Source organism: Methylobacterium sp. W2 (assembly GCF_020662345.1).
GTDB lineage: Bacteria > Pseudomonadota > Alphaproteobacteria > Rhizobiales > Beijerinckiaceae > Methylobacterium.
The window spans coordinates 1-22,352 of the sequence record NZ_VMOA01000033.1; the positions used below are offsets into that span (position 1 = coordinate 1).

Genomic DNA, 22,352 nt, shown 5'->3' on the forward strand with positions numbered 1-22,352 from the left:
GTGGCTCCCTGTCGCCCATCGTCCAAGCCCTGCTGATGCTGCTCCTACAGAAGGGTGGCGGCGGGTTGAGCGATATCCTCGGCGGCGGCAGGGGAGCGCCCGAGGAGCGCGAGCAGGGCCGGCGCGGTCCCCCCGAACCCTACGACGACGCTGACCAGGGCGGCTTCAACCAAGACCGCGACCGGGGCGGCTATAGCAGCGGATCGGGGGGATCATCGCCTGAAGGCGATTTCAGCGATCTGTCGGGGATGCTCGATGGACCCGGCGGTGGTCAGGGCTACCAGGGCTCTCGCGATCAGGGACATTCATCCGGCGCGGGGCCCTATAGCCGCCCCGATCAGGACCAGGGCGATGAACTCGGTGGGTTCGATGGGTTGTTCGACCGGCTTCATCGCGGCGGCCTCGGCGACGCCATCGGTTCCTGGATCGGGCATGGACAGAACCAGCCGGTGGAGCCCAACCGGCTCGCCGATGCGCTCGGCTCAGACACCGTGAACACGCTGCAGAGCCGCACCGGCCTGTCCCGCGACGATCTGCTGTCGCAGCTTGCTCAGGCACTTCCCGGCGTCATCGACGGTCTGACACCGCAGGGGCGTAAGCCCGATCCAGAAGAGCGTCGCGGCTGGTAGCGCGGCCTCAGGCCCGGCGGCTCGCAAGGCTGCCCGGCTTGGCGGGCTGGCAGTTGGCACAGTAGAAGGTCGAGCGCCCCGATTGCACGATCCGCGCGACGGTGCCGCCGCAGCCTTTCGCCGTACAGGGCTCGCCCGTGCGGTCGTAGACCCGGAACGCATGCTGGAACGAACCCGACCCGCCATCGGTATGGGCATAGTCGCGCAGGGTGGACCCGCCGGCAGCGACGGCCTCGGTGAGCACATCGCGGATCATTCGCGCCAGCAATCGTGCCTTCACCGTCGGCCGCCCATCCTCCTTTGCCAGGGTTCCCGCTGGCAATTCGGGATGCAACCCGGCACGGTGAAGCGCTTCGCAGACATAGATGTTGCCGAGACCGGCGATCAGCCGCTGATCGAGGAGTGCCGCCTTCAAGGGCGTAATCTTGTTACGGAAGAGGAGCGCCAGGCTTTCCGGGCTCATGGCTTCGCTCAGCGGCTCGATCCCTATCGCGGCGAAATGCCTGCAGCCGGCAAGGTTCAGGGTCGGCACGAGGTCCATGAAGCCGAAGCGGCGCGCGTCGTTATAGGTGACGGTGGCTCCGTTCGACATCGCCATCACCACGTGGTCGTGCTTGGCGTTGCCGAGCGCCCCTTCGAGGTAGAAATCTCCTGGCGAGACGTTGCGACCATCCGGCAACGCCACGTCGAATCGCCCACTCATGCCGAGATGCAGGATCAGTGTCTCCCCGGTGTCGAGGCCGGCGGTAAGGTACTTCGCCCGTCGCGCGAGATCGGTCACCGAGGCGCCTTCGAGCCGCTGGGCGAAGCGCTCGGGGAAGGGAAACCGCAGGTTCGGCCGGCGCAGGGTCACACGCGAGAATCGTGCGCCCACCATCGCGGGGGAAAGCCCGCGACGGACGGTTTCGACTTCGGGCAGTTCTGGCATGGAGGGGGGCGAGGCTCTGGATCGTGGGATGGTGCCTGCATGACGAGGGCCGGCATCTGCCGCCGATCGTCATGCACCTGTCTAACCCGGCACATGGCGATCCTGGCCGGCTTTCGCTATGACGCTCGCGCAAGAGGATGGTGACATGAGTTCGGCCGAGCGTTCGAAGGACGAGACCAGCACGCATTTCGGGTTCGAGCAGGTTGCGCTCGACGAGAAGCAGGGGCGTGTCGACGACGTGTTCCGCTCCGTGGCGAAGCGCTACGACCTGATGAACGACCTGATGTCGGGCGGGCTTCACCGCGCCTGGAAATCGCATCTCATCTCGATGCTGCGGCCGCCGCGCAACCGACCTTTCCACCATCTCGACGTGGCCGGCGGCACCGCCGACATCGCCTTTCGCTGCCTGGAGGCGGGTGGCCCCGAGACCCATGTCACGGTGCTCGACATCAACGAGGCGATGCTGCGCGTCGGCGCCGAGCGGGCCGGCCACCGCTATGACGGTCGGATCGATTTCGTCACCGCCAATGCCGAGTCGCTGCCCCTGCCGAATGAGGCCTTCGACGCCTACACCATCGCCTTCGGCATCCGGAACGTCCCCCGGATCGACCTCGCCCTCGCCGAGGCGCGCCGCGTCCTGAAGCCCGGCGGACGCTTCCTGTGCCTGGAATTCTCCAAGGTCGATCTGCCGGTCCTCGACCGGATCTATGACGCCTATTCGTTCCACGTGATCCCGCGCCTGGGCGCCAGCGTGGCCGGCGACGCGGAATCCTATCGCTACCTCGTGGAATCCATCCGCAAGTTCCCCAGTCCGGGTCGCTTTGCCGGCATGATAGAGGAGGCCGGGTTCAAGCACGTCACCCACCGGCCCCTGTCCGGCGGGATCGTGGCGATCCATTCCGGCTGGAAGATCTCGTGACGCCGGATCGATCTGCTCAAATCGGTGCCTTAATGCACCACCTCAGGATGAGGGGCATGGGTGGACTGAAGCGGCGTTTAGCCTTGAACGCCCGCCTTGAAAGCACTCCATGCTAGGCGCCATCGTCTACCTCATCCGCGGCGCCGGGGTCGGCTTCGTGCTGGCGCGCGAAGGTGGGCTGTCTTTCATCGACCCCACCGAATTGCCGCCGCACCTGCGCTTCGCCCTGAAGCTCGGGCGAATGTTCGAACGTCCGGGCCTCGGCGCCGGGGCGGGGCCGCTGCAGCGCGCTCTGACCCGGCTCGGCCCCTCCTACGTCAAGTTCGGCCAGTTCCTGGCGACGCGGCCCGACATCGTCGGCATGAACGCCGCCCTCGATCTCGAGAAGCTGCAGGACCGGGTGCCGCCTTTCCCGCAGGAACAGGCGATCCGCGTGGTCGAGGCCGCGTTCGGCAAGCCGGTGCGCGAACTGTTCCTGTCCTTCAGCGAGCCCGTGGCCGCTGCCTCCATCGCCCAGGTCCATAAGGCCCAAATCCTCGATGCGAACGGCGTCGAGCGGGTGCTGGCGGTGAAGATAATGCGGCCGGGCGTGCGCGAGCGGTTTCAGCGCGATCTCCAAGTCATGCGGTTCATGGCCCGCGTGGTCCATGCCCTGTCGCCGAAGGCCGAGCGCCTGCGCCCGCGCGACGTGGTCGAGATCCTCGCCCGCTCGGTGATGATGGAGATGGATTTCCGGCTCGAAGCCGCGGCCATGTCCGAGCTCGCCCAGAACACCAAGGACGACACCGATTTTCGCGTGCCGAAGCCCGAATGGGAGCTGACCGCGCGGGACGTCCTGTCGAGCGAATGGATCGAGGGCATCCGCCTCAACGACCGCGCCGCCATCGTCGCCGCCGGCCATGACCCCAAGGCGCTTGGCCTCGCGGTCATCCAGTCCTTCCTGCGGCAGGCGATCCGCGACGGTTTCTTCCACGCCGACATGCATCCCGGCAACCTGTTCGTCGATGCGAGCGGCACGCTGGTTGCGGTGGATTTCGGCATCATGGGCCGGCTCGGCATCATGGAACGGCGCTTCCTCGCCGAGATCCTGCTCGGCTTCATCCTGCGCGACTACAAGCGCGTGGCGCAGGTGCATTTCGAGGCCGGCTACGTGCCGGCACACCACTCGGTGGAGGATTTCGCCCAGGCCATCCGTGCCATCGGCGAGCCGATTCACCAGCGCAGGGCCGACGAGATCTCGATGGCCAAGGTGCTGACCCTGCTCTTCGACATCACCGCTCTGTTCGACATGAGCACGCGCACAGAGCTGGTGATGCTGCAGAAGACCATGGTGGTGGTGGAGGGCGTCGCCCGTTCCCTCGATCCGCAGCTCGACATGTGGACCGGGGCGGAGCCGGTGGTGCGCTCCTGGATCGCGCGCAATCTCGGGCCTCTCGGGCGAATCGAGGGTGCGGGACGCGCCGCCCTGACCCTGTCCGACGTCGTCACCGACCTGCCCGATCTCGCCCAGCGCCTGCGCCGTATCCTCGTGCGTCTCGACGAAAGCGGAACCGGCGACCGCAAGGCGCTGGAGAGCATCGCCCGCAAGGAGCGCCGCCGGGCGCTCTGGTCCACGGCTGCGCTCTGGGCCATCGCGGCAGGGGCACTGGTGATGGCGTTCCGGTAGGACCGTAATGAACGGGATGGCGAGCATGTCGCTGTTCGTCGTTCCGTGCCGGACCCGTCCGCGGTGGACGATCACGACGAGCGGGAGTAGCCCTCCATCATGACCCTCCCCCTCCAGAACCGACGCATTCTGCTGATCATCGGTGGCGGCATCGCCGCCTACAAGTCGTTGGACCTGATCCGTCGCCTGCGCGAGCGCGGGGCGCGGGTGCGCCCGCTGCTCACGGCAGGTGCGCAAGAATTCGTGACCCCCCTCGCTGCCGCTGCCCTCGCCGGGGAGCGCGCCCATACCGACCTGTTCGACCGGGCGGAGGAAGCCGATATCGGCCATATCAAGCTGGCGCGCGATGCGGATGCCATCGTGGTCGCGCCCGCCACTGCGAACCTGATGGCGCGGATGGCGAGTGGCGATGCGTCGGACCTCGCCTCTACGGTTCTCCTGGCGACGACGCTGCCGATCCTGATCGCTCCGGCGATGAATGTCCGCATGTGGCAGCATCCGGCGACGCGACGGAACCTCGCGACCCTGAAGGCCGACGGTGTCCGGGTGGTCGGACCCAATGACGGCGCCATGGCCGAAGCCGAATTCGGGCCGGGCCGCCTCGCCGAACCCCTGGAAATCGCCGACGCGGTCGAAGCTCTGCTCGGTGACCACGCGAAAGCGACCTTGGCGACGGTCAGCGGATTCGGCTTCCTCGCGGGCCGGTTGCCGCAGAAGCCCCTCGCCGGCCGGCACGTCCTCGTCACCTCCGGCCCGACGCACGAACCGATCGACCCGGTGCGCTATCTCGCCAACCGTTCGTCCGGGCGGCAGGGCCACGCCATCGCCGCGGCCGCCGCAGAGGCGGGCGCGGAGGTGACGCTGATCTCCGGTCCCGTGGCGATCGCCGATCCGAAGGGCGTCACGGTGGTGCGCGTGGAAACCGCGCGGGAGATGCTGGCGGCGGTGGAGGCCGCCCTCCCGGCCGACCTCGCCATCTTCGCCGCGGCGGTGGGTGACTGGCGCCCTGCGCAGGACCGCGCGTCCAAGATCAAGAAGGATGGCGCGGCCGTGCCGCCCCTCGCCCTCGTGGAGAATCCGGACATTCTCGCGACCATCGCCAACCGCAGCGAGGGGCGCCCGACCCTGGTGGTCGGCTTTGCTGCCGAAACCGATTCGGTGATCGCCCATGCCCGCGCGAAGATCGCCCGCAAGGGCTGCGACCTGCTCGTCGCCAACGACGTCTCCGCCGAGGGCGGCGTCATGGGCGGCACTGCCAACACCATCCATCTGCTCGACCGGGAGGGCGGGCTGGAGACATGGCCGACCCTCGACAAGGACGAGGTCGGGCGACGGCTGGTGGAGCGCTTCGCCGCACGGCTCGCATCGTGATGCGGATCGATCTCGCTTATGCGACGTTAAGACTTGACGAACCCTTCGCACCGCATCATGTGGTCGCAACCGCCTTCGCTCGGCACCTGCTCGGCTCGGTGGATCACAGGAACTTTCGAACCCAATGCCCAGCGACAGTAGTCGATGGACCGCGCCGACTTCGGCCGACAGCGTGTTGAGCGCCTGATCGCTTGATCGGGTTCATCCGCGATCGGCCCTGACGGCCGGTCGAACGAGGTGAGCCCATGACCTTCCAGACCCTTGCTTTCCGCCGTGCCCGCTCGCGCGCCGCCTCCCCGTCCCGCGACAACAGCGTGGCGTTGATCCTCGTGGTGATGATGACACTGGTCTTCGGGCCCGTCATCGGCATGCATCTCGTGGCGGCCTTCGCCCCCTCCTCGCTTCCCTCGACGTTGATGACGCGCTCGACCGGCGGGGCACTTCCGCCGGGCTGAGTCCGGCGGCTACAGCACTCCTCCTAGGATTGCGGTGGAATGGCTGCCGGATCCATGTGCATCAGCTCCCAGACATGACCGTCGAGGTCCTGGAACGAGCAGCCATACATGAAGCCGTAATCCGTGTTCGGCTTCCAAGGCTTGGCGCCGGCCGCCAGCGCCTTGGCCAGGGTATCGTCGACCTCCTGACGGGATTCGCAGGAGAGACAGGTCAGCACTTCGGTGGCCTTCGTCGCGTCGCTGATGTCGCCGGTGATGAAGTCCCGAAAGCGCGGTTCCGTCAACAGCATCACGAAGATGCTGTCCGACACCACCATGCAAGCCGCGGTCTCATCGGTGAAGGCCGGGTTGAAGGTGAAGCCGAGGGCACCGAAGAACGTCTTTGAGGCTTCGAGATCCTTCACCGGCAGATTGATGAAGATCACCCGCATGTCTGACGCTCCTTGGTTTGGACATGAATGGAGAACCGGCGTGCCGAGCCGCTCAGACGGCTTCCTGCTGCCGGTCGGCGAGAGCCGCTTCCTCCGCCTGCATCTTGCGGAAGGCGGGGCGATCCTTGATCCGTGCGACATAGGCTACGATCACGGGCTCTTCCGGGACGAGTTTGAACGCGGTCATCCAGGCGAGTGCGGCACCCCAGAGGATATCGGCGGCGCTGAACCGTTCGCCCAGAAGATACGGCCCCGTCGCCAGACCCGCGACGAGGCTATCGAGAACCGAGTCGAAACTGCCATAGGGTGACATCGCCATGGGGCCTGGCTCTCTCTCCAGAGCGCGGTCGATCACCGCGGGCTCGAAGCACGATCCGTAGAGGATCATCCAGCGCAGATAGGGCCCGCGCAGCGGGTCTCCGATCGGCGGCGCGAGGCCCTTCTCGGCGAACTCGTCGGCCAGGTAGAGATAGATGGCCGGCTGCTCGGTGATGACCGCATCCCCGTGCCGGATGGCGGGGACCTTGCCAAGGGGATTGATCGCCAGATAGGCGGCCTCGCGCTGCTCCCCCGCCCGCATATTGAGAACGTGTAGGCGATAGGGCGCCTGAAGCTCTTCCAGCAGGATCCGGACGCCGGAAGAGCGCGTGTTGGGTGAATGATAGAGCGTAATCTCGGAGGTCATATACCCGGCTTCGGTTGCGAATCGTGGAAGGACATTCTCGCTTATGCGCAGTCCCGGTCAAACGTCGTTTCATCGCCGGGCAGAAAAAGACAAGGACCCGACCATCGTGCCGTTACCGAACCGGTTGTATCGGGGCGCCCCGTTTGACTGTCAAAGTCATGGATGGTCCGCCCGTATCCGGATACTATACTTGGTGTCAGGTCTCAGCTTGTCCCGATCAGGGTGGTCCATCGGAAACGTCGGTTGCAGAATCGAAGGTTCAGCAGCATCGGCGGGACGGACATTCGCGTCGGTCGCGTTGACGGAATGCCGGGGCGTGTCTATAGAGCGCGCTTCGCCGACAGGCCGCGTTTACGCAGCCCGTCGGCTTCGCCATTGCCCGAACAACCTTCGCGCGTAGACCGACACACCAAGCCCGCGGGCTCGTCGGCATCGCCCTACATGAACGAGGATGCCCCATGGCCAACACCGTGTCGGCCAAGAAAATGACCCGCAAGATCGCGAAGCGGACCGCTGTGAACCGCTCGCGCCGCAGCCGTATGCGTACCTTCCTCCGCAAGGTCGAAGAGGCGATTGCCGGCGGCGACCAGACCGTTGCGCTGACCGCCCTGCGGGCAGCCGAGCCCGAGATCATGCGGGCCGCTCAGCACGGCATCGTTCATAAGAACAACGCCTCCCGGAAGGTTTCGCGCCTCGCGGCGCGGGTCAAGGCTCTCGCAGCCTGATCCCTCTCTTCCTTGGATGACGCGAAAGAAGCCCGGCCTCAGTGCCGGGCTTCTTTCGTTTCAGGCTCCGGTTTCTCGTCCCAGTTCCGCTGCTCCCGCAGCGAGAGCCTGCCGGATTTTTCGTCGCGGGCGCCGGCCATCTCTGACCGGCCCGTCTAGTTGGTTGAGGCTCCAATCCGAGTCGAACCGTTAACCCTACTGGCGAATCTGGCATGTTGCGGAGTCTAGAGGGGCTGTGTAGATTAATGATCTCTCGCCAAAAGCGAGAAAATTCACACTTAATTCAAACCTATCCGAATCGTCCGCAAGACTTCGGACGGTTCTGGACTCGGCGCGGATCAGCGAGACTCTCGCGGCATCTCACACTGCTTTCCCCGCAACCCCCGTTGTTAGGAGAACCGTAGCTTATTGTTGATAGGGTCTCCTCATTGGCAAAAGCCTGCGGTGGGGGTGTTGACTCCGCCGGATCTCTATGGGTTCCGCGAATTCCTTGCGGGGCGTGATCTCAGTCAAGTGTGCGTACGTTCCGGGCGGCGGCTTCCGTCCTCGGCGCGAGGAGAGCGATGATGCATGTCGATGGTAGCGTGGCGGGCAACGCCGAGACCGGCATGGGTGGCGCAAGCGGATCGGACACGGTTGCGGCCTGGGCTCGCGTGAAGCGGCGCCTGCGGGCGGAACTGGGCGAGGACGTTTTCGCCAGCTGGTTCGCGCGTCTCGAACTGGTCGAAGTGGTGTCCGGCACCGCTCGTCTCAGCGTGCCGACTCGGTTCCTCAAGAGCTGGATCGAATCCCACTATCTCGACCGTGTCCTGGCCACGTTCCGCAGTGAGGTGGAGAGCGTCTCCCTCATCGAGGTGGGCGTGCGCGGAGCCGGTGCTCCCCCCCGTGTCGTTTCGGGGGCGGTCAAGTCCTCCGCTCCGGCAAGCCCCCTCGCCCGTCTCCAGGCCGCCAGCAGCGTGCAGCTGTCATCCGGCGAGATGAGCTTCCCGGCAGAGGTTGAATCTGCGTCGCAGCCACGCGGCGAAGCCTCCGGCGACCTCAACGGCGCGCCCCTCGACAATCGCCTCACCTTCGCGAGCTTCGTCGTCGGACGCTCCAATGCCCTGGCACACGCTGCAGCCGAGCGTGTGGCCCGTCATGACGGACAGGGTGCCCTCTACAATCCGCTCTATTTCCATGCCGGCGTCGGCCTGGGTAAGACCCACCTTCTCCACGGCATCGGCCATGCCGCCCGCGAATCCGGTCGCCGTGTGATCTACCTCACCGCCGACCGCTTCATGTACGGCTTCGTCAATGCCCTGAAGACCCAGAGCGCGCTCGCCTTCAAGGAGAAGCTGCGCGCCATCGATCTCCTCATCCTCGACGACGTCCAGTTCATCCAGGGCAAGTCGATCCAGGCCGAGTTCGGGCACACGATCAACTCCTTGATCGATGCGGGACGCCAGGTCGTCGTCGCCTCGGACCGTCCGCCCACCGAACTCGAAGCCCTGGAAGAGCGGGTGCGGTCGCGCCTGGCCGGCGGCCTCGTGGTCGAGATCGGCACGCTGGACGAGCAGCTGCGCATGTCGATCCTGTCGGCGCGGCTTGCGGCCGTGCGGGTGGCGCATCCGAATTTCGAGGTGTCACCCACCGTGGCCACCTATGTGGCCCGCGCGATCACCGCCAATGGCCGCGATCTCGAAGGGGCCGTGAACCGGCTTCTCGCCCATGCCACGCTCACCGGCACCGCCGTCACCATGGAGACGGCCGAGACCGCGATCCGCGACCTCGTGAAGAACCGCGAGCCCAAGCGCATCAAGATCGAGGACATCCAGAAGCTGGTCGCCTCGCGCTATAACGTCTCGCGCTCCGACATCCTGTCGGAGCGGCGGACCGCCGCCGTGGTCAAGCCACGCCAGATCGCGATGTATCTGTCGAAGGTGCTGACCCTGCGATCGCTGCCCGAGATCGGCCGCCGCTTCGGAGGCCGCGACCACACCACCGTCCTCCATGCGGTCCGCAAGATCGACAAGCTGATCGGCGAGGACAACGTGCTGAACGACGAGGTCGAGCTGCTCAAGCGGATGCTGCAGGACTGACGAGCGGGATCGGGGCAATGCGGGTGACGTCCCTCCCGCATTGCCCTGGATAGAGCGTACCGCGCTCTTGCGTTCGGACAGGGCCTTCGCCAAGTTCACCGGCCAAGCCGCCGGCTCCATCCGTCATCGTTTTCGGGGTGGGCGACGTTTTTTAAGAATGACGACGAGTTGTTGCGATGAAAGTCACTGTCGAGCGCGCGGCTCTCCTTCGATCGCTCGGCCACGTGCATCGTGTGGTGGAGCGGCGCAACACGATTCCGATCCTCTCCAACGTGCTCCTGCGCAGCGGGCCCGACGGATTGGAGCTGAAGGCGACGGACCTCGACATCGAGGTGACGGAATCCGTACCTGCCGACATCGTTGATCCGGGCGCCACCACGGTGCCCGCCCACGTGATCTACGACATTGTGCGCAAGCTTCCCGACGGGGCGCAGGTCTCGCTGGAGACCAGCGGCGAGACCGGGCAGATGACGATCCGTTCCGGCCGCTCGCGCTTCTCGCTCGGCGCCCTTCCCGAGGGTGACTTCCCCGACCTTGCCGCCGGCGAACTCGGCACCAGCTTCGCCATTGGGGCAAGCGACCTGAAGCGCCTCATCGACAAGACTCAATTCGCCATCTCCACGGAGGAGACGCGCTACTATCTCAACGGCATCTACCTCCACACGATCGAGGTCGACGGTGCGCTGAAGATGCGCGCGGTCGCCACTGACGGCCACCGCCTCGCCCGCGTCGAGATCGATGCCCCCGAGGGCAGCCGTGGCATGCCGGGCATCATCGTGCCGCGAAAGGCCGTGGCCGAGATCCAGAAGCTGGTGGAGGATGGCGGCGAGACCGTCGAGATCGACTTGTCGCCCGCCAAGATCCGCTTCCGCTTCGCGAGCGGCGTGACGCTGATCTCCAAGCTCATCGACGGCACCTTCCCGGATTACCAGCGGGTAATCCCCACGGGGAACGACAAGTTTCTCACCGTGCAGCGCGACCAGTTCGCCCGTGCCGTGGATCGCGTCTCGACGATCTCGTCCGAGCGTGGGCGCGCGGTGAAGCTCGCGGTGCAGGAGGGCCGCCTTGCCCTCTCCGTCAACAACCCGGATTCAGGCAGCGCCACGGAAGAGCTCGACGTCGATTACGAGGCCTCCGCCCTCGATATCGGCTTCAACGCCCGCTACCTCCTCGACATCACCGGCCAGCTCGAGGGCGACACGGCACTGTTCAAGCTTGCCGATCCGGGCTCGCCGACGTTGATCCAGGACCGCGAGGGCGCCTCGGCGCTGTATGTGCTGATGCCGATGAGGGTGTGATCGAGGTCGTTTCGCCGATTACCCCAGAACGTTCGGTCATCGTGGAATCATCGACCGACGGGCCGTCGGTCGCCGGGCTGCGCCTGACGCGCGTGATCTGCCGTGACTTCCGCAATCATGCCGATCTCGACCTCGCCGTCGGGAGCCGCTTCGTCGCGCTGGTGGGAGACAACGGGGCGGGCAAGACTAATTTGCTCGAATCGATCTCGCTCTTTTCTCCCGGCCGTGGCCTGCGGCGTGCGGATCTGTCGAGCATGGCGCGGAACACCGGCCCCGGTGGTTTTGCCGTCTCCCTCGCGCTCAAACAAGGTGAGGAGGACCACCGCATCGGCACGGGCTACGAGCCAGCCGTGGGCGACGGCCGCGCTGCGCGGCTGTGCCGGATCGACGGCGAGACGGTGGGCTCCCCCGTGGCCTTCTCCGAGTTCCTGCGGGTGGTCTGGCTGACGCCGGATCTCGACGGGTTGTTTCGCGGGCCTGCCGGCGACCGCCGCCGTTTCCTCGACCGCCTCGTCCTTGCCGTTGACGCGACGCATGGCGCCCGTGTCAATGCTTTGGAGCGTGCCCTGCGCTCGCGTAACCGCCTGCTGGAGGAGCGCCCGAGCGACGGGCAATGGCTCGATGCGATCGAGCGCGAGGTTGCCGAACTCGGCGTCGCGGTGGCTTTGGCGCGGCGCGAGACTGCCGAGCGGTTGGATCGGCTCATCGCAGAGACCCGCGACGACGCGCAGCCCTTTCCCTGGGCGGGGCTGAGGTTGGAAGGCGACCTCGACGATCTCGTGGCCGTCTGGCCTGCTCTGGAAGCCGAGGACCGTTTCAGGGCCGCTCTGCGCCAGGGCCGCCACCGCGACCGCGCCGCCGGCCGCACCCTCATCGGCCCGCAGGCCACCGATCTGATGGTCCGCCATGGACCGAAGGACGTGGCTGCCGCAACCGCCTCTACTGGGGAGCAGAAGGCCCTGCTGATCGGCCTCGTCCTGGCTCATGCGCGCCTGGTTCAAGCCATGTGCGGCATTGCTCCCGTTATCCTACTCGACGAAGTCGCCGCGCATCTCGATCCGCGGCGGCGGGCCGGCCTGTTCGATGCCTTGGCGGCCTTGCAGGGGCAGGTCTGGATGACGGGCGCCGATCCGGCGCTGTTCGCCGAACTCGACGGTCGGGCCGATATGGTTTCGGTCTCCGACGGACGTATCGTGCCCGCCTGACTTACCGTGCGATGAGCCGATCGAACATCTCGTAGCTAACCGGATTGTCCGGGCACAGGCCGAAGCCGCATTCGGCGAAGGTCGAGCCGGCATTGGCCAGCGCCACGACGAAAAACAACAGGACGACGGAAAGGCCGATCGCCCCGGCCCGGGTGCCGGGAAGGATTGGCGGCGCCGTTCCGATGGGCTGTCCGAGGACTGAAACCGTCTCCGGGCGCGGCATGGCGGATTCGAGCGAGAACTGCCCCTCCCACAGACACAGGATGGCGGTGACGATGATGATGCCGGTGAAGGCGATCAGCGCCCAAACGTAGAAATGGAGGCCGAACAGGTCCGAGCCATAGGTGCCGGTTCCGGGGACGATGTGTAAAGCCGTCTGACGCGCCGAGATCGCGCCCCCCACCACGGCGCTCAGGATGACGATGGCATAATGGGACGGCCTCGGCCGGTCGCAGACATTGAGGACGAGCCCGATGCCGGTCGCCGTGAACGCGGCCCGCTGAAGCACGCAGAGCGGGCAAGGCAATTCACCGAGCACGATCTGAAACCAGAACGCCACGAGCAGGATCAGGCTGCAGCCAAGAAGTCCCGCGGCATTGAGTGCGCGGGCAAGGGACGGTGCGGACATTCCGTGGCCTTCAGAAGACGAGCTGCAGGGCGTCGGTGGCGTGCTCGCGGAACAAGGCCAGCAGCACGCCCAGGGAGAGGCCCCAGAGGAGCAGGGCGAGGCCCCGTCTCCCAGCCATCGCCGCCCCAGTGGCGCCCGCGAAACCGAGGAAGGGAAGGACCATCATGGAACTGCTCGCCCGTCTTTCGTCGGCCCGTGGTCAAGTCCGACTGCCGCTTGTCTCACCTATGCAGACATCTCCTTTCGGGTGACTTAAGAGGAGAAGACTTGGTTTGCCCTCTATTGCAGCTGTCGACAGGAGCAAGCGTCATCTCCCTCGCGCATCTCGTCGTCTTCGCCGCCATCTACGCGGCCGCCGTGGCCTCGCCTGGACCGGGCATCGCGGCCCTGGTGGCGCGTGTCCTCGCCGTCGGCACGCGTGGTATCGGTGCCTTCGTCGCGGGCTTCATCGTCGGCGACCTCGTCTGGTTCGCCATGGCTGCGGGGGGATTCTCCCTGATAGCCCAGGCTTTCGCGCCGCTCCTGGTGGCCCTGAAGTATGCCGGCGCGATTTATCTCGCCGTCCTGGCGTTCAAAGCCTGGACATCGCGGGTGTACGCGATTGACGCGGCACCTCTGCGCGACGAGGGCGCATTGCGCTTGTTCGCGGGCGGCCTCGCCGTCACTTTGGGCAACCCGAAGGTGATCCTGTTCTTCCTCGCCCTTCTGCCGACGGTCGTCGATCTCGACCGGGTCGATGCTCTAGGGCTGGTGGAACTCGGTGCCACCATCGTTCTGGTCCTTGGTACCGTCCTCTCGGGCTACGTCCTGGCGGCCGAAAGGGCCCGGCGCGTGATGACCTCCGTCAGGGCGCGGCGGCTCCTCAATCGTGGAGCCGGTACGGTCATGGCCGGTGCCGCCGTCGCGATTGCGTCGCGCTGATGCGCCCGCCATCGAGGCGAGGCGGCGATCCCGCCGATTGACCTCGCGGCTTCGGGCCGTCAAAGCCACCATCCTGGCAAATGGCGGCCGCAAAGGCGTGGTTGCTGTGCCGAGGATGGCCGGCGCGACACTCGCCTGCTGTCCTCCCCTGACCGCGATGACGGGCACTTCATGACCGACCGCCTCGACGAAGCTCGACGCGCCCTCAAGACAACCTTCGGCTACGACGATTTCCGGCCCGGACAGGACGAGGTGATCGGCGCCGTCCTCGACGGGACCGATGTGTTCGCGGTGATGCCGACGGGGTCGGGCAAGTCGATGACCTACCAGCTGCCGGCTCTCGTCGAATCCTCGCTCACTGTGGTTGTCTCGCCGCTGATCGCCCTCATGCACGATCAGGTGCAGCAGATGATCGGCTTCGGCGTCGAGGCTGCGACGCTCAATTCCTCGGTGGCGGAGGCTACGTCGCGGGAGACTTGGCGCAAGATCCGCAACGGCGATCTTCGGCTCCTCTTCGTCTCGCCTGAGCGGCTGATGATGGAAGGGCTGATGGACGCCCTGCGCGGGGCCGGGGTGCGGCGGCTGGCCGTGGACGAGGCTCATTGCGTCTCGCAATGGGGGCATGATTTCCGCCCCGAATACCGCGACCTCTCCAGGGCGCGCGAGGCGTTGGGGAATGTCCAGACCTTGGCGCTCACCGCCACCGCCGACAAGGCGACGCGGGCTGACATCACCGAGCGGCTGTTCCCCGCGGGGCGCGACCTGAAGGCTTTCGTCCACTCCTTCGACCGGCCGAACATCCGGTTGACCTTCACGCCGAAGGACAACCCGACCCGCCAGATCGAGCGCTTCCTCAAGCATCGCCGCTCGGAGAGCGGGATCATCTACTGCTCGTCGAGGAAGCGCACGGAGCAACTCGCCGAGACGCTCGCCAAGGACGGGTTCAACGCCCTGCCCTACCATGCCGGCCTCGACCAGGGCACACGGATGAAGAATCAGGACACGTTCCTGCAGGAGGACGGGGTGGTGATGACCGCCACCGTGGCCTTCGGCATGGGCATCAACAAGCCCGACGTGCGCTTCGTCTGCCATGCCGACATGCCCTCTAATGTCGAGGGCTATTATCAGGAGATCGGCCGCGCCGGCCGCGACGGCCTGCCCGCCGACACGCTCACCATCTACGGCCTCGACGACATGTCCCTGCGCCGGCGCCAGATCGACGAGAAGGACGTGCCCGATGAGCGCCGTCGCGTCGAGCGGCGCAAGCTCGAGGCGATGATCGCCCTCTGCGAGGGCGCCACTTGCCGGCGTCAATCCCTGCTCGGCTATTTCGGCGAGGCGAGCGAGCCCTGCGGTCGCTGCGACCTGTGCCGCTCGGGTATCTCCCTCGTGGATGCCACGGTGCCGGCGCAGAAGCTGCTCTCGGCCATTGTTCGAACCGGCCAGCGCTTCGGCGCCGCCTATGTCTGTGATGTTGTCCACGGCAAGGAAACCGACACGATCCGGCGCAACGGCCACACCGCGTTGAAGACCTTCGGCGTCGGCGCCGACAAGCCCCTGCCGGCTTGGCGCGCCATGCTGCGCCAACTCTTTGCCGCGGGGGCGGTGGCCGAGAACGACGACGGGTTCGGCGGCCTCTCGCTGACGGAGAAGGGCGAGGCGATCCTGTTCGGCCGCGAGGCGATCCAGATGCGCCCCGACCCCGAGCCGAAACTCGCCGAACCGCGCGACCGCAAGCGTGGCAGCGCGCCTCGCGAGGACGCGACCCTCGATCTCGACGCAGCGACGGAGGCACTGTTCCAGCACCTGCGTGGCCTGCGCGCCACCATCGCCCGCACCGAGGGCATCGCCGCCTTCATGGTGTTCCCAGACCGGACCCTGATCGAGATGGCGCGGGCGAAGCCCGTCGATCTCTATGCCCTACGGACGGTCCACGGCGTCGGTGAGCGCAAGCGCGATGCCTATGGCGAGCGGTTCGTCACTGCCATCGCCGAGCACCTCGCTCAAGGGGCTGGGAGCGACGCCTGATGCGGAATCGCACTCGCACGAGGTCGACCTGATCGTGTAGGGACCGGTTCCAGCGCGTCGTTCTTTCGCACCGCCCGTCCTTTTCACCGACTGCACGGATAAACGTCCCATCGCTTCGGATTCACCGGCCACAGATCGCCTTCCGCGCCAGATCTTCTACATGCCGGGTTTCGATCCGCGTGAGCCCGAAACCTATTGGGGCTTGTTCCGGCGCGAGAGCCGGCTGACGGCGGTGAGGCGCGGCATGGCCATCGCCGTGAGCGATCCTGTGCGGTCGGAGGATGGGTTGCGCCTCGACTGGACGGTGAACGTGGACGGGGCTTCCACGCGCTACACCCTCCTGCGCTGGGATGACATCGTCCGGGCTCGCTTTCCGCGATCGAGTTGGCGGCGGCTCGTAGAAGTGCCCTCCTTGTGGTGGCGCCTCTACCGCAGCGGCTATGTTCGCAGTTTTCGCCGGGAAGCCAAGCGCTTCGCCCGCGTCATCATCGGCGTCCACCGGATCTATGCCGGCCTCGTCATCGCCTCGCTGATCCTCGCGGCGTTGCCGGCCCTCCTCGGACCGTCAGGCTGGCGGCCCTGGTCGCCCGCGGCGATCCCGGTCCTTGCCTACGCCCTCCTCACCGGTCTGATGGCGTTGACCCGGGGGAAGCCGTTCTACGTCGCTCACCTTGTGGACGACACCGCTTTCACCCACGACCATGCCAGCGGTATCGAGACGCGCATGCGCCGGCGGCTTGATGCCTTCGCCGACGAGATCCGCGCCGCTGACGGCAAGGCGAGCGAGATCGTCGTTATCGGACATTCCTCCTCGAGCTTTCTTGGCATCGAGGCCCTCGACAGGGTCCTGACGCAGGATCCCGGCTTCGGGCAGCGCGGCACACCGGTTTCTTTCGTCAGTATCGGCAGCGTGATCCCGTGGATCACCCTCGATGCGCCGGCTGGCGAGATGCGTGCGGCCCTCGCGCGGGTGGCGGCATGCCGCGCCATCCGCTGGCTCGACGTGCGCGCGAAGTGGGACTGGCTCTCCGTCCACCAGCGCGACGTGCTCAGTGCCTCCGGTCTGCCCTCTCCGCCTGCTCACCGGCCGGTGGAGATCCATGTCCGCATCACTGACCTGATTGAGAAAAACATCATCGCCCGGCGCAAGTGGAACCTGTTCCGCATGCATTTCCAGTTGCTGATGTCGAGCTTGAACCCGCAGGCGTTCGATTACGTCGCCTTTGTCGCCGGCCCCGAGCCTATCCACAGCGCGATCGATCGCCTGCGTCTTGCAGGTGAGCCCGCCTCCGAGAAGCCCGTCTGACCGCGCGTTTCCGTGAGGGCGAATGGCGGGACGCCGCTTTGATGAGTTGCCAGCACGGGCGCTTACCCTCTAGAGCCGACCGGACTTGGTGAACCTCGCAAAACCATCCTGAGATCGGGAGGGGTGCGACAGATACCTGAGCGGTCGAGAGGGGTCGCATGTTCCGTAACGATGTTCCGATCACACCGGAGCTGGTTCGCCAGCATGGCCTGACGCCGGACGAGTACGAGCGCTTCCGCGGCCTGATCGGGCGTGATCCGACCCTGACCGAACTCGGTATCGTCTCCGCCATGTGGAACGAGCACTGTTCGTACAAGTCCTCCCGCAAGCACTTGCGCGGTCTGCCGACCTCGGCGCCGTGGGTGATCCAGGGGCCCGGCGAGAATGCCGGCATCATCGATATCGGCGATGGCCTCGCTTGCGTCTTCAAGATGGAGAGCCACAACCACCCGAGTTTCATCGAGCCCTATCAGGGCGCGGCAACCGGGGTTGGCGGCATCCTGCGCGACGTGTTCACCATGGGTGCGCGGCCGATCGCGGCCTTGAACGCCCTGCGTTTCGGCTCGCCCGACCATCCGCGCACGCGTCACCTCGTCTCCGGCGTGGTGGCCGGCATCGGCGGATACGGCAATTCGTTCGGCGTGCCCACGGTCGGCGGCGCTGTCGGTTTCCATCCGCGCTACGACGGCAACATCCTCGTCAACGCCATGGCGGTGGGCCTCGCCCACACCGACGGTATTTTCTATGCGGCGGCGACCGGGGTGGGTAACCCGATCGTCTATCTCGGATCGAAGACTGGCCGCGACGGCATTCACGGCGCCAGCATGGCCTCCGCCGAGTTCGACGACGCCTCCGAATCGAAGCGGCCCACGGTCCAGGTCGGCGATCCCTTCGCCGAGAAGCTGCTGCTGGAGGCCTGCCTGGAACTGATGGCGACCGGTGCCGTCATCGCGATCCAGGACATGGGCGCGGCGGGGCTGACCTGCTCGGCCGTCGAGATGGGGGCAAAGGGCGATCTCGGCGTCGAACTCCACATCGAGAAGGTGCCGGCCCGCGAAGAGAACATGAGCGCTTACGAGATGATGCTCTCGGAGAGCCAGGAGCGCATGCTCATGGTGCTCAAGCCCGGAATGGAGGCTGAGGCCGAGGCCATTTTCGTGAAATGGGGCCTCGATTTCGCGATCATCGGGCACACTACCGACACGCTGCGCTTCGTCGTGAAGCACGACGGCGTCACCATGGCCGACCTGCCGATCAAGGAACTCGGTGACGAGGCCCCGCTCTACGACCGGCCGCATATCGCCAACACGCACCAACCGATCCTCGCCGCTGCCGACGTGCCCGCGCCGATCGGAAATGCCGAGGCTCTGAAGAAACTGGTCGGCTCCCCAGACCTGTCGTCGAAGCGCTGGGTCTACGAGCAGTACGACCACTTCATCGGCGGCAACACCGTGCAGAAGCCGGGTGGCGACGCCGCCATCGTGCGCGTCGAGGACGGCCCCAAGGGCCTCGCCCTGACCGCCGACGTGACGCCGCGCTATTGCGAGGCCGATCCGGTCCAGGGCGGTCGGCAGGCCGTGGCGGAAGCCTGGCGCAACATCACGGCGGTGGGCGCGACGCCCCTCGCCATCACCGACAACCTGAATTTCGGCAACCCGGAGAAGCCCGAAGTGATGGGTCAGCTCGTCGGCTGCCTCAAGGGCATCGGCGAGGCCTGCCTCGCTCTCGACTTCCCCGTCGTGTCCGGCAACGTCTCGCTCTACAACGAAACCAACGGCGTCGGCATTCTGCCGACCCCGACCATCGGCGGCGTCGGCCTTCTCGACGATGTCACGAGACACGCCACCATCTCGCTGAAACGCGAAGGCGACATGCTCGTCCTCGTCGGCGCCACGGAAGGCTGGCTCGGCCAGTCGGTCTATCTTTCGGTGGTCTTCGGACGCGAGGACGGTGCGCCGCCGCCGGTCGATCTTGCGGCCGAACGCCGTAATGGCGATTTCGTGCGCAGCCTCATCGTCTCGGGCCTCGTCGACACCGTGCACGATCTCTCCGATGGTGGCCTCGCCGTGGCTTTGGCTGAGATGGCCATGGCTGGCGACGTCGGTGCGACCCTGCCCGAGGCGCCTGCGGGGCTCCCGGTGCACGCCTACCTCTTCGGAGAGGATCAGGCTCGCTACCTGCTCAGCGTCGATCCGGAGAACGTGGCGGACCTCCTCTACAGTGCCAACGCGCAGGGGATTCCGGCGGCTGTCATCGGTCTTACCGGGTCTCGGAATTTGACCCTGCCGGGTGGCGAAACCATACCGGTCGCGGACCTGCGCGAAGCACATGAAAACTGGCTGCCGGCCTACATGGCCGCCCGGCCGGCAACGGTCTGAGTTTCATTCGAGAGGGATACGTCCGATGCCGATGGATGCGCGCGAGATCGAGGCCATGATCCGTGAGGCGCTGCCCGACGCCACGATCGAGATCAAGGATCTGGCTGGCGACGGCGATCATTACGCCGCTACCGTCATCTCCTCCGCGTTCAAGGGTAAGACGCGTGTGGCCCAGCACCAGCTTGTCTACAATGCGCTCCAGGGGCGGATGGGGGGCGTGCTCCACGCCCTTGCGCTCACAACCGGGGTCCCGCAAGATTGAGGGCGATCAACGGGGCGTCCCCATGGACCAGCCGAGCCTGTACGACGACGACATTGTGAGTTGGACCGAGCAACAGGCGGCCGCTCTGCGCGTGCTCGCGCGACGTCCCGATCTGTCCAAGATGCTGGACTGGGAGAATGTCGCCGAGGAGATCGAGAGCGTGGGGCGTTCGCAGGTCCAGGCGGTTGAAAGCCTCCTCGTTCAAACCCTGGCGCATCTCTTGAAGCGACGATCTTGAAATCGCCGGAAAAACACTGACCTCAACCGTCAGTGCCCCGCCTCACTCCTGAAAAGGATATTTGCATGACCGACGTTAACACCGCCATCAAGACCGAGATCGATTCCCAGGACGTCGTCGTGTTCATGAAGGGCACGCCGCAATTTCCCATGTGCGGCTTCTCCGGGCAGGTCGTGCAGATTCTCAATTACCTCGAAGTGCCGTTCAAGGGCGTGAACGTCCTCGATGACATGGCGATCCGCGACGGTATCAAGGCCTTCTCGAATTGGCCGACCATTCCGCAAATCTACGTCAAGGGCGAGTTCATGGGTGGGTGTGATATCACCCGCGAGATGTTCCAATCGGGGGAACTGCAGCAGTTCCTCACGGAGAAGGGTGTGGCGGTAAAAGCGACTGCGGTCGCCTGAAACGACCGACGATCGTTTTTCGAGATCAGGGATCGATGAGGGGCGCGCGAGCGCCCTTTTTCGTGTCGGTTGCTTCGTGACCGGTCGAAGGCATGACGGTCCGTTCCATAAGGCCTTCGGCGGTAAGTCATATGCCGGCAGGATGACGGGCGATGGACCGTCCATCGCAAGGCATCATGGACCTCCACATGGTTTGGTCGAATTTTTGTCGAAATACTGAATAAAGCTGAGTAAGAGTTCTCCGTTTCAGGAAAATATAACATCAAATAGTTTTTTTCAGGACTGGATTGGATTTTTTCTAATGATCGCGGGGTATTCTTTCGCGAGACAAAGGTTATGTGTGTCCGGTAAGCGCCAATACGTCATCGGTATATTCAGGGGCTTTTTAGAATTACAGATTAAAAATCTCAGATTTTAAGAAATATTGAATTGATTCAGGGGAAAATGATGTTTTATCGCCCAAAATTGCTTCCTGCACTGCGGAAGCTTTAATAAAATGGCGCAAATCTGTAATTAGGTGCGTTGCCGCACTGCAAAAACTTCGTGGCGATGCAAAAAGCAAATTAAGCGTAAACATTCGTGGCCGTCGGGAACTTGTTGCCGGAATCCACATTATCTGTTTATACGCACATACCGACCGATGCGAAGTTCGCACGGCTCTAGGTCTGGTGACCGCAATGCCAGTGTTCGAAGCAAAGAACCTCGATTCCGAGTTCGAGGGACAAGCCCTCCTCGCTGCCATCCTGTTTCCCACCCAGGAAGCGCAGGATCGAGCTTTGACACATGGCCGCAACCGCGCCGCGCGCGGGTGCTCCATGGCTGATCCGATCACGATCGAGGCGCGGTATCCGCACTCCCTGCGTGACCCTGAGATCGAAGTGCAGTTGTCTTGAGTCGTCGAGAGTAGGATATCGTTAGCCGGCCTACCAAGTCTGGTTAATGATCAGTCCCTGCTTCGTTGCGACAGCCCAGCTCCGTCCGCGTCTCTCTACCGAATCGACCTTGCCGACGCCTGGGATCGTGTCTCCTGGGCCGACCTCAACGAGGCGATGACGGCGGTCTTCGATGACGGCGATACCGTTATAGACCTCTCGCACAGCCCAACTCTCGATCACCGCCGGCGTGGAAGCCTTCGCCTTATCCGGCAGTGACCCGGTTTCTGTAGGTTCAGGTTGATGGGCCTTTGCGGCTTGAGGCGGCGCTACCGGAATTGCCGGAGTCGCCGCCATTGTCCGCTTCTCCAGTTGCGACGTCAGAGCCGCGATCTTTGCCGTCTGATCTCGCTCGGTCTGATCCTGCCGGTCGGCAAGGCTTGTGACTTTCGAAACGATAACCTGTTCGGACTTGCCGATCCGATCGTTGAGGGTGGCGGACCGGTTCTTCGCTTCGCTCCGGACAACCTCGGTGGCATCCTGCACCTGCGCAAGGACCTTCCCCAACTTCTCGATGTCGGCCTGGAGCTGGGCGACGTCCGCCTGGCGGATATCCAGGCGGGATTGAATCTGCGCCAGCTTCTCGGAGGATGGCTCAGCTTTCTGCGAAACGATGCTCATCGTACCTGCGCCCACGGTGACGCCGATCATGAGGGCCGCCGCCGTCACGCCGGCGAAAAGCGGGGTGAACAATGGCAGGCGCCTGCGCTTCTCTGGCACCGTCGCGGGCTTCGCCTTGGCGCCGCTGACAGCTTGTTTCAAAAGCGCTTCGGGCGACCGATCGGACTCCGCCGCCCCGATGACCTTATCCGCCATGACCCATGCATCCCGTTTGACCGTGTCATGAATGATTAAGGACGTT

General features: G+C 65.2%; 23 protein-coding genes. 17 read left to right on the top strand and 6 right to left on the bottom strand.

All coding sequences use genetic code 11. The features are described from left to right. A partial coding sequence (locus FPV16_RS17470; RefSeq protein ID WP_227439650.1) for a YidB family protein occupies positions 1-629 on the top strand: 629 nt, incomplete at its 5' end. Between the two features lie 7 nt (positions 630-636). Here the strand turns inward: FPV16_RS17470 and mutM are convergent. Further along, complete coding sequence (gene mutM / locus FPV16_RS17475) at positions 637-1,557, bottom strand: bifunctional DNA-formamidopyrimidine glycosylase/DNA-(apurinic or apyrimidinic site) lyase (protein WP_227439651.1); 921 nt, start codon at positions 1,555-1,557, stop codon at positions 637-639. A 145-nt stretch (positions 1,558-1,702) separates the two neighbouring features. Here mutM and ubiE point away from each other — a divergent pair, with 145 nt between their 5' ends. The 4 genes from ubiE (at position 1,703) to FPV16_RS17495 (ending at position 5,968) form a co-directional block, all read left to right on the top strand. Beyond that, complete coding sequence (ubiE, locus tag FPV16_RS17480) at positions 1,703-2,476, top strand: bifunctional demethylmenaquinone methyltransferase/2-methoxy-6-polyprenyl-1,4-benzoquinol methylase UbiE (RefSeq protein ID WP_227439652.1); 774 nt, start codon at positions 1,703-1,705, stop codon at positions 2,474-2,476. A 109-nt stretch (positions 2,477-2,585) separates the two neighbouring features. Further along, complete coding sequence (ubiB, locus tag FPV16_RS17485) at positions 2,586-4,142, top strand: 2-polyprenylphenol 6-hydroxylase (RefSeq protein ID WP_227439653.1); 1,557 nt, start codon at positions 2,586-2,588, stop codon at positions 4,140-4,142. A gap of 99 nt (positions 4,143-4,241) precedes the next feature. Beyond that, positions 4,242-5,513, top strand: a complete 1,272-nt coding sequence (locus FPV16_RS17490; RefSeq protein ID WP_227439654.1) for a phosphopantothenoylcysteine decarboxylase — start codon at positions 4,242-4,244, stop codon at positions 5,511-5,513. Between the two features lie 245 nt (positions 5,514-5,758). Next, positions 5,759-5,968: a hypothetical protein gene (locus FPV16_RS17495; RefSeq protein ID WP_227439655.1), complete on the top strand. Its 210-nt coding sequence runs from the start codon at positions 5,759-5,761 to the stop codon at positions 5,966-5,968. A 23-nt stretch (positions 5,969-5,991) separates the two neighbouring features. Here FPV16_RS17495 and FPV16_RS17500 read toward each other — a convergent pair whose 3' ends face one another. Continuing rightward, entirely contained in the window at positions 5,992-6,399 is a 408-nt protein-coding gene (locus tag FPV16_RS17500; RefSeq protein ID WP_227439656.1) for a VOC family protein, read from the bottom strand. Between the two features lie 52 nt (positions 6,400-6,451). After that, positions 6,452-7,084: a glutathione S-transferase family protein gene (locus FPV16_RS17505; protein WP_227439657.1), complete on the bottom strand. Its 633-nt coding sequence runs from the start codon at positions 7,082-7,084 to the stop codon at positions 6,452-6,454. A 458-nt stretch (positions 7,085-7,542) separates the two neighbouring features. On the opposite strand from FPV16_RS17505, the gene rpsT reads away from it, so the two are divergent. The 4 genes from rpsT to recF all read left to right on the top strand — a co-directional run bounded on the left by rpsT (position 7,543) and on the right by recF (position 12,390). After that, positions 7,543-7,809, top strand: coding sequence for a 30S ribosomal protein S20 (rpsT, locus tag FPV16_RS17510; protein WP_019907046.1), 267 nt, complete (start codon positions 7,543-7,545; stop codon positions 7,807-7,809). A gap of 566 nt (positions 7,810-8,375) precedes the next feature. After that, the gene (dnaA, locus tag FPV16_RS17515) at positions 8,376-9,887 is read left to right on the top strand and encodes a chromosomal replication initiator protein DnaA (protein WP_227439709.1); all 1,512 of its coding nucleotides are present in this window, start codon (positions 8,376-8,378) and stop codon (positions 9,885-9,887) included. Positions 9,888-10,063: 176 nt separating this feature from the next. Continuing rightward, positions 10,064-11,185, top strand: coding sequence for a DNA polymerase III subunit beta (gene dnaN / locus FPV16_RS17520; protein ID WP_227439658.1), 1,122 nt, complete (start codon positions 10,064-10,066; stop codon positions 11,183-11,185). A 41-nt stretch (positions 11,186-11,226) separates the two neighbouring features. Next, positions 11,227-12,390 (top strand): DNA replication/repair protein RecF, encoded by a 1,164-nt coding sequence (gene recF / locus FPV16_RS17525; RefSeq protein WP_227439659.1) that lies wholly within the window; start codon positions 11,227-11,229, stop codon positions 12,388-12,390. A 1-nt stretch (position 12,391) separates the two neighbouring features. Here recF and FPV16_RS17530 read toward each other — a convergent pair whose 3' ends face one another. Together FPV16_RS17530 and FPV16_RS17535 are read right to left on the bottom strand one after the other, a co-directional pair. Beyond that, complete coding sequence (locus FPV16_RS17530; RefSeq protein WP_227439660.1) at positions 12,392-13,018, bottom strand: disulfide bond formation protein B; 627 nt, start codon at positions 13,016-13,018, stop codon at positions 12,392-12,394. 10 nt (positions 13,019-13,028) lie between these two features. Then, positions 13,029-13,184 (bottom strand): DUF5993 family protein, encoded by a 156-nt coding sequence (locus tag FPV16_RS17535; protein WP_227439661.1) that lies wholly within the window; start codon positions 13,182-13,184, stop codon positions 13,029-13,031. A 116-nt stretch (positions 13,185-13,300) separates the two neighbouring features. Here FPV16_RS17535 and FPV16_RS17540 point away from each other — a divergent pair, with 116 nt between their 5' ends. From FPV16_RS17540 to FPV16_RS17575, 8 genes are all read left to right on the top strand, one after another. After that, positions 13,301-13,939, top strand: a complete 639-nt coding sequence (locus tag FPV16_RS17540; RefSeq protein ID WP_227439662.1) for a LysE family translocator — start codon at positions 13,301-13,303, stop codon at positions 13,937-13,939. Positions 13,940-14,110: 171 nt separating this feature from the next. After that, on the top strand, positions 14,111-15,967 hold the full coding sequence (recQ, locus tag FPV16_RS17545) for a DNA helicase RecQ (protein ID WP_227439663.1): 1,857 nt from the start codon (positions 14,111-14,113) through the stop codon (positions 15,965-15,967). A 160-nt stretch (positions 15,968-16,127) separates the two neighbouring features. Next, positions 16,128-17,273 (top strand): hydrolase, encoded by a 1,146-nt coding sequence (locus FPV16_RS17550; RefSeq protein WP_227439664.1) that lies wholly within the window; start codon positions 16,128-16,130, stop codon positions 17,271-17,273. Between the two features lie 158 nt (positions 17,274-17,431). Beyond that, positions 17,432-19,651: a phosphoribosylformylglycinamidine synthase subunit PurL gene (purL, locus tag FPV16_RS17555; protein WP_227439665.1), complete on the top strand. Its 2,220-nt coding sequence runs from the start codon at positions 17,432-17,434 to the stop codon at positions 19,649-19,651. 25 nt (positions 19,652-19,676) lie between these two features. Continuing rightward, positions 19,677-19,913, top strand: coding sequence for a BolA family protein (locus FPV16_RS17560; protein ID WP_227439666.1), 237 nt, complete (start codon positions 19,677-19,679; stop codon positions 19,911-19,913). Between the two features lie 22 nt (positions 19,914-19,935). Next, positions 19,936-20,151 (top strand): DUF29 family protein, encoded by a 216-nt coding sequence (locus FPV16_RS17565; RefSeq protein WP_227439667.1) that lies wholly within the window; start codon positions 19,936-19,938, stop codon positions 20,149-20,151. 65 nt (positions 20,152-20,216) lie between these two features. Beyond that, entirely contained in the window at positions 20,217-20,558 is a 342-nt protein-coding gene (gene grxD, locus FPV16_RS17570; protein ID WP_227439668.1) for a Grx4 family monothiol glutaredoxin, read from the top strand. Positions 20,559-21,235: 677 nt separating this feature from the next. After that, positions 21,236-21,451 carry a hypothetical protein gene (locus tag FPV16_RS17575; protein WP_227439669.1) on the top strand — a complete coding sequence of 72 codons (216 nt, stop codon included), beginning with the start codon at positions 21,236-21,238 and terminating at the stop codon, positions 21,449-21,451. Between the two features lie 30 nt (positions 21,452-21,481). Here FPV16_RS17575 and FPV16_RS17580 read toward each other — a convergent pair whose 3' ends face one another. Then, positions 21,482-22,306: a hypothetical protein gene (locus tag FPV16_RS17580; protein ID WP_227439670.1), complete on the bottom strand. Its 825-nt coding sequence runs from the start codon at positions 22,304-22,306 to the stop codon at positions 21,482-21,484. Positions 22,307-22,352: the final 46 nt, after the last annotated feature.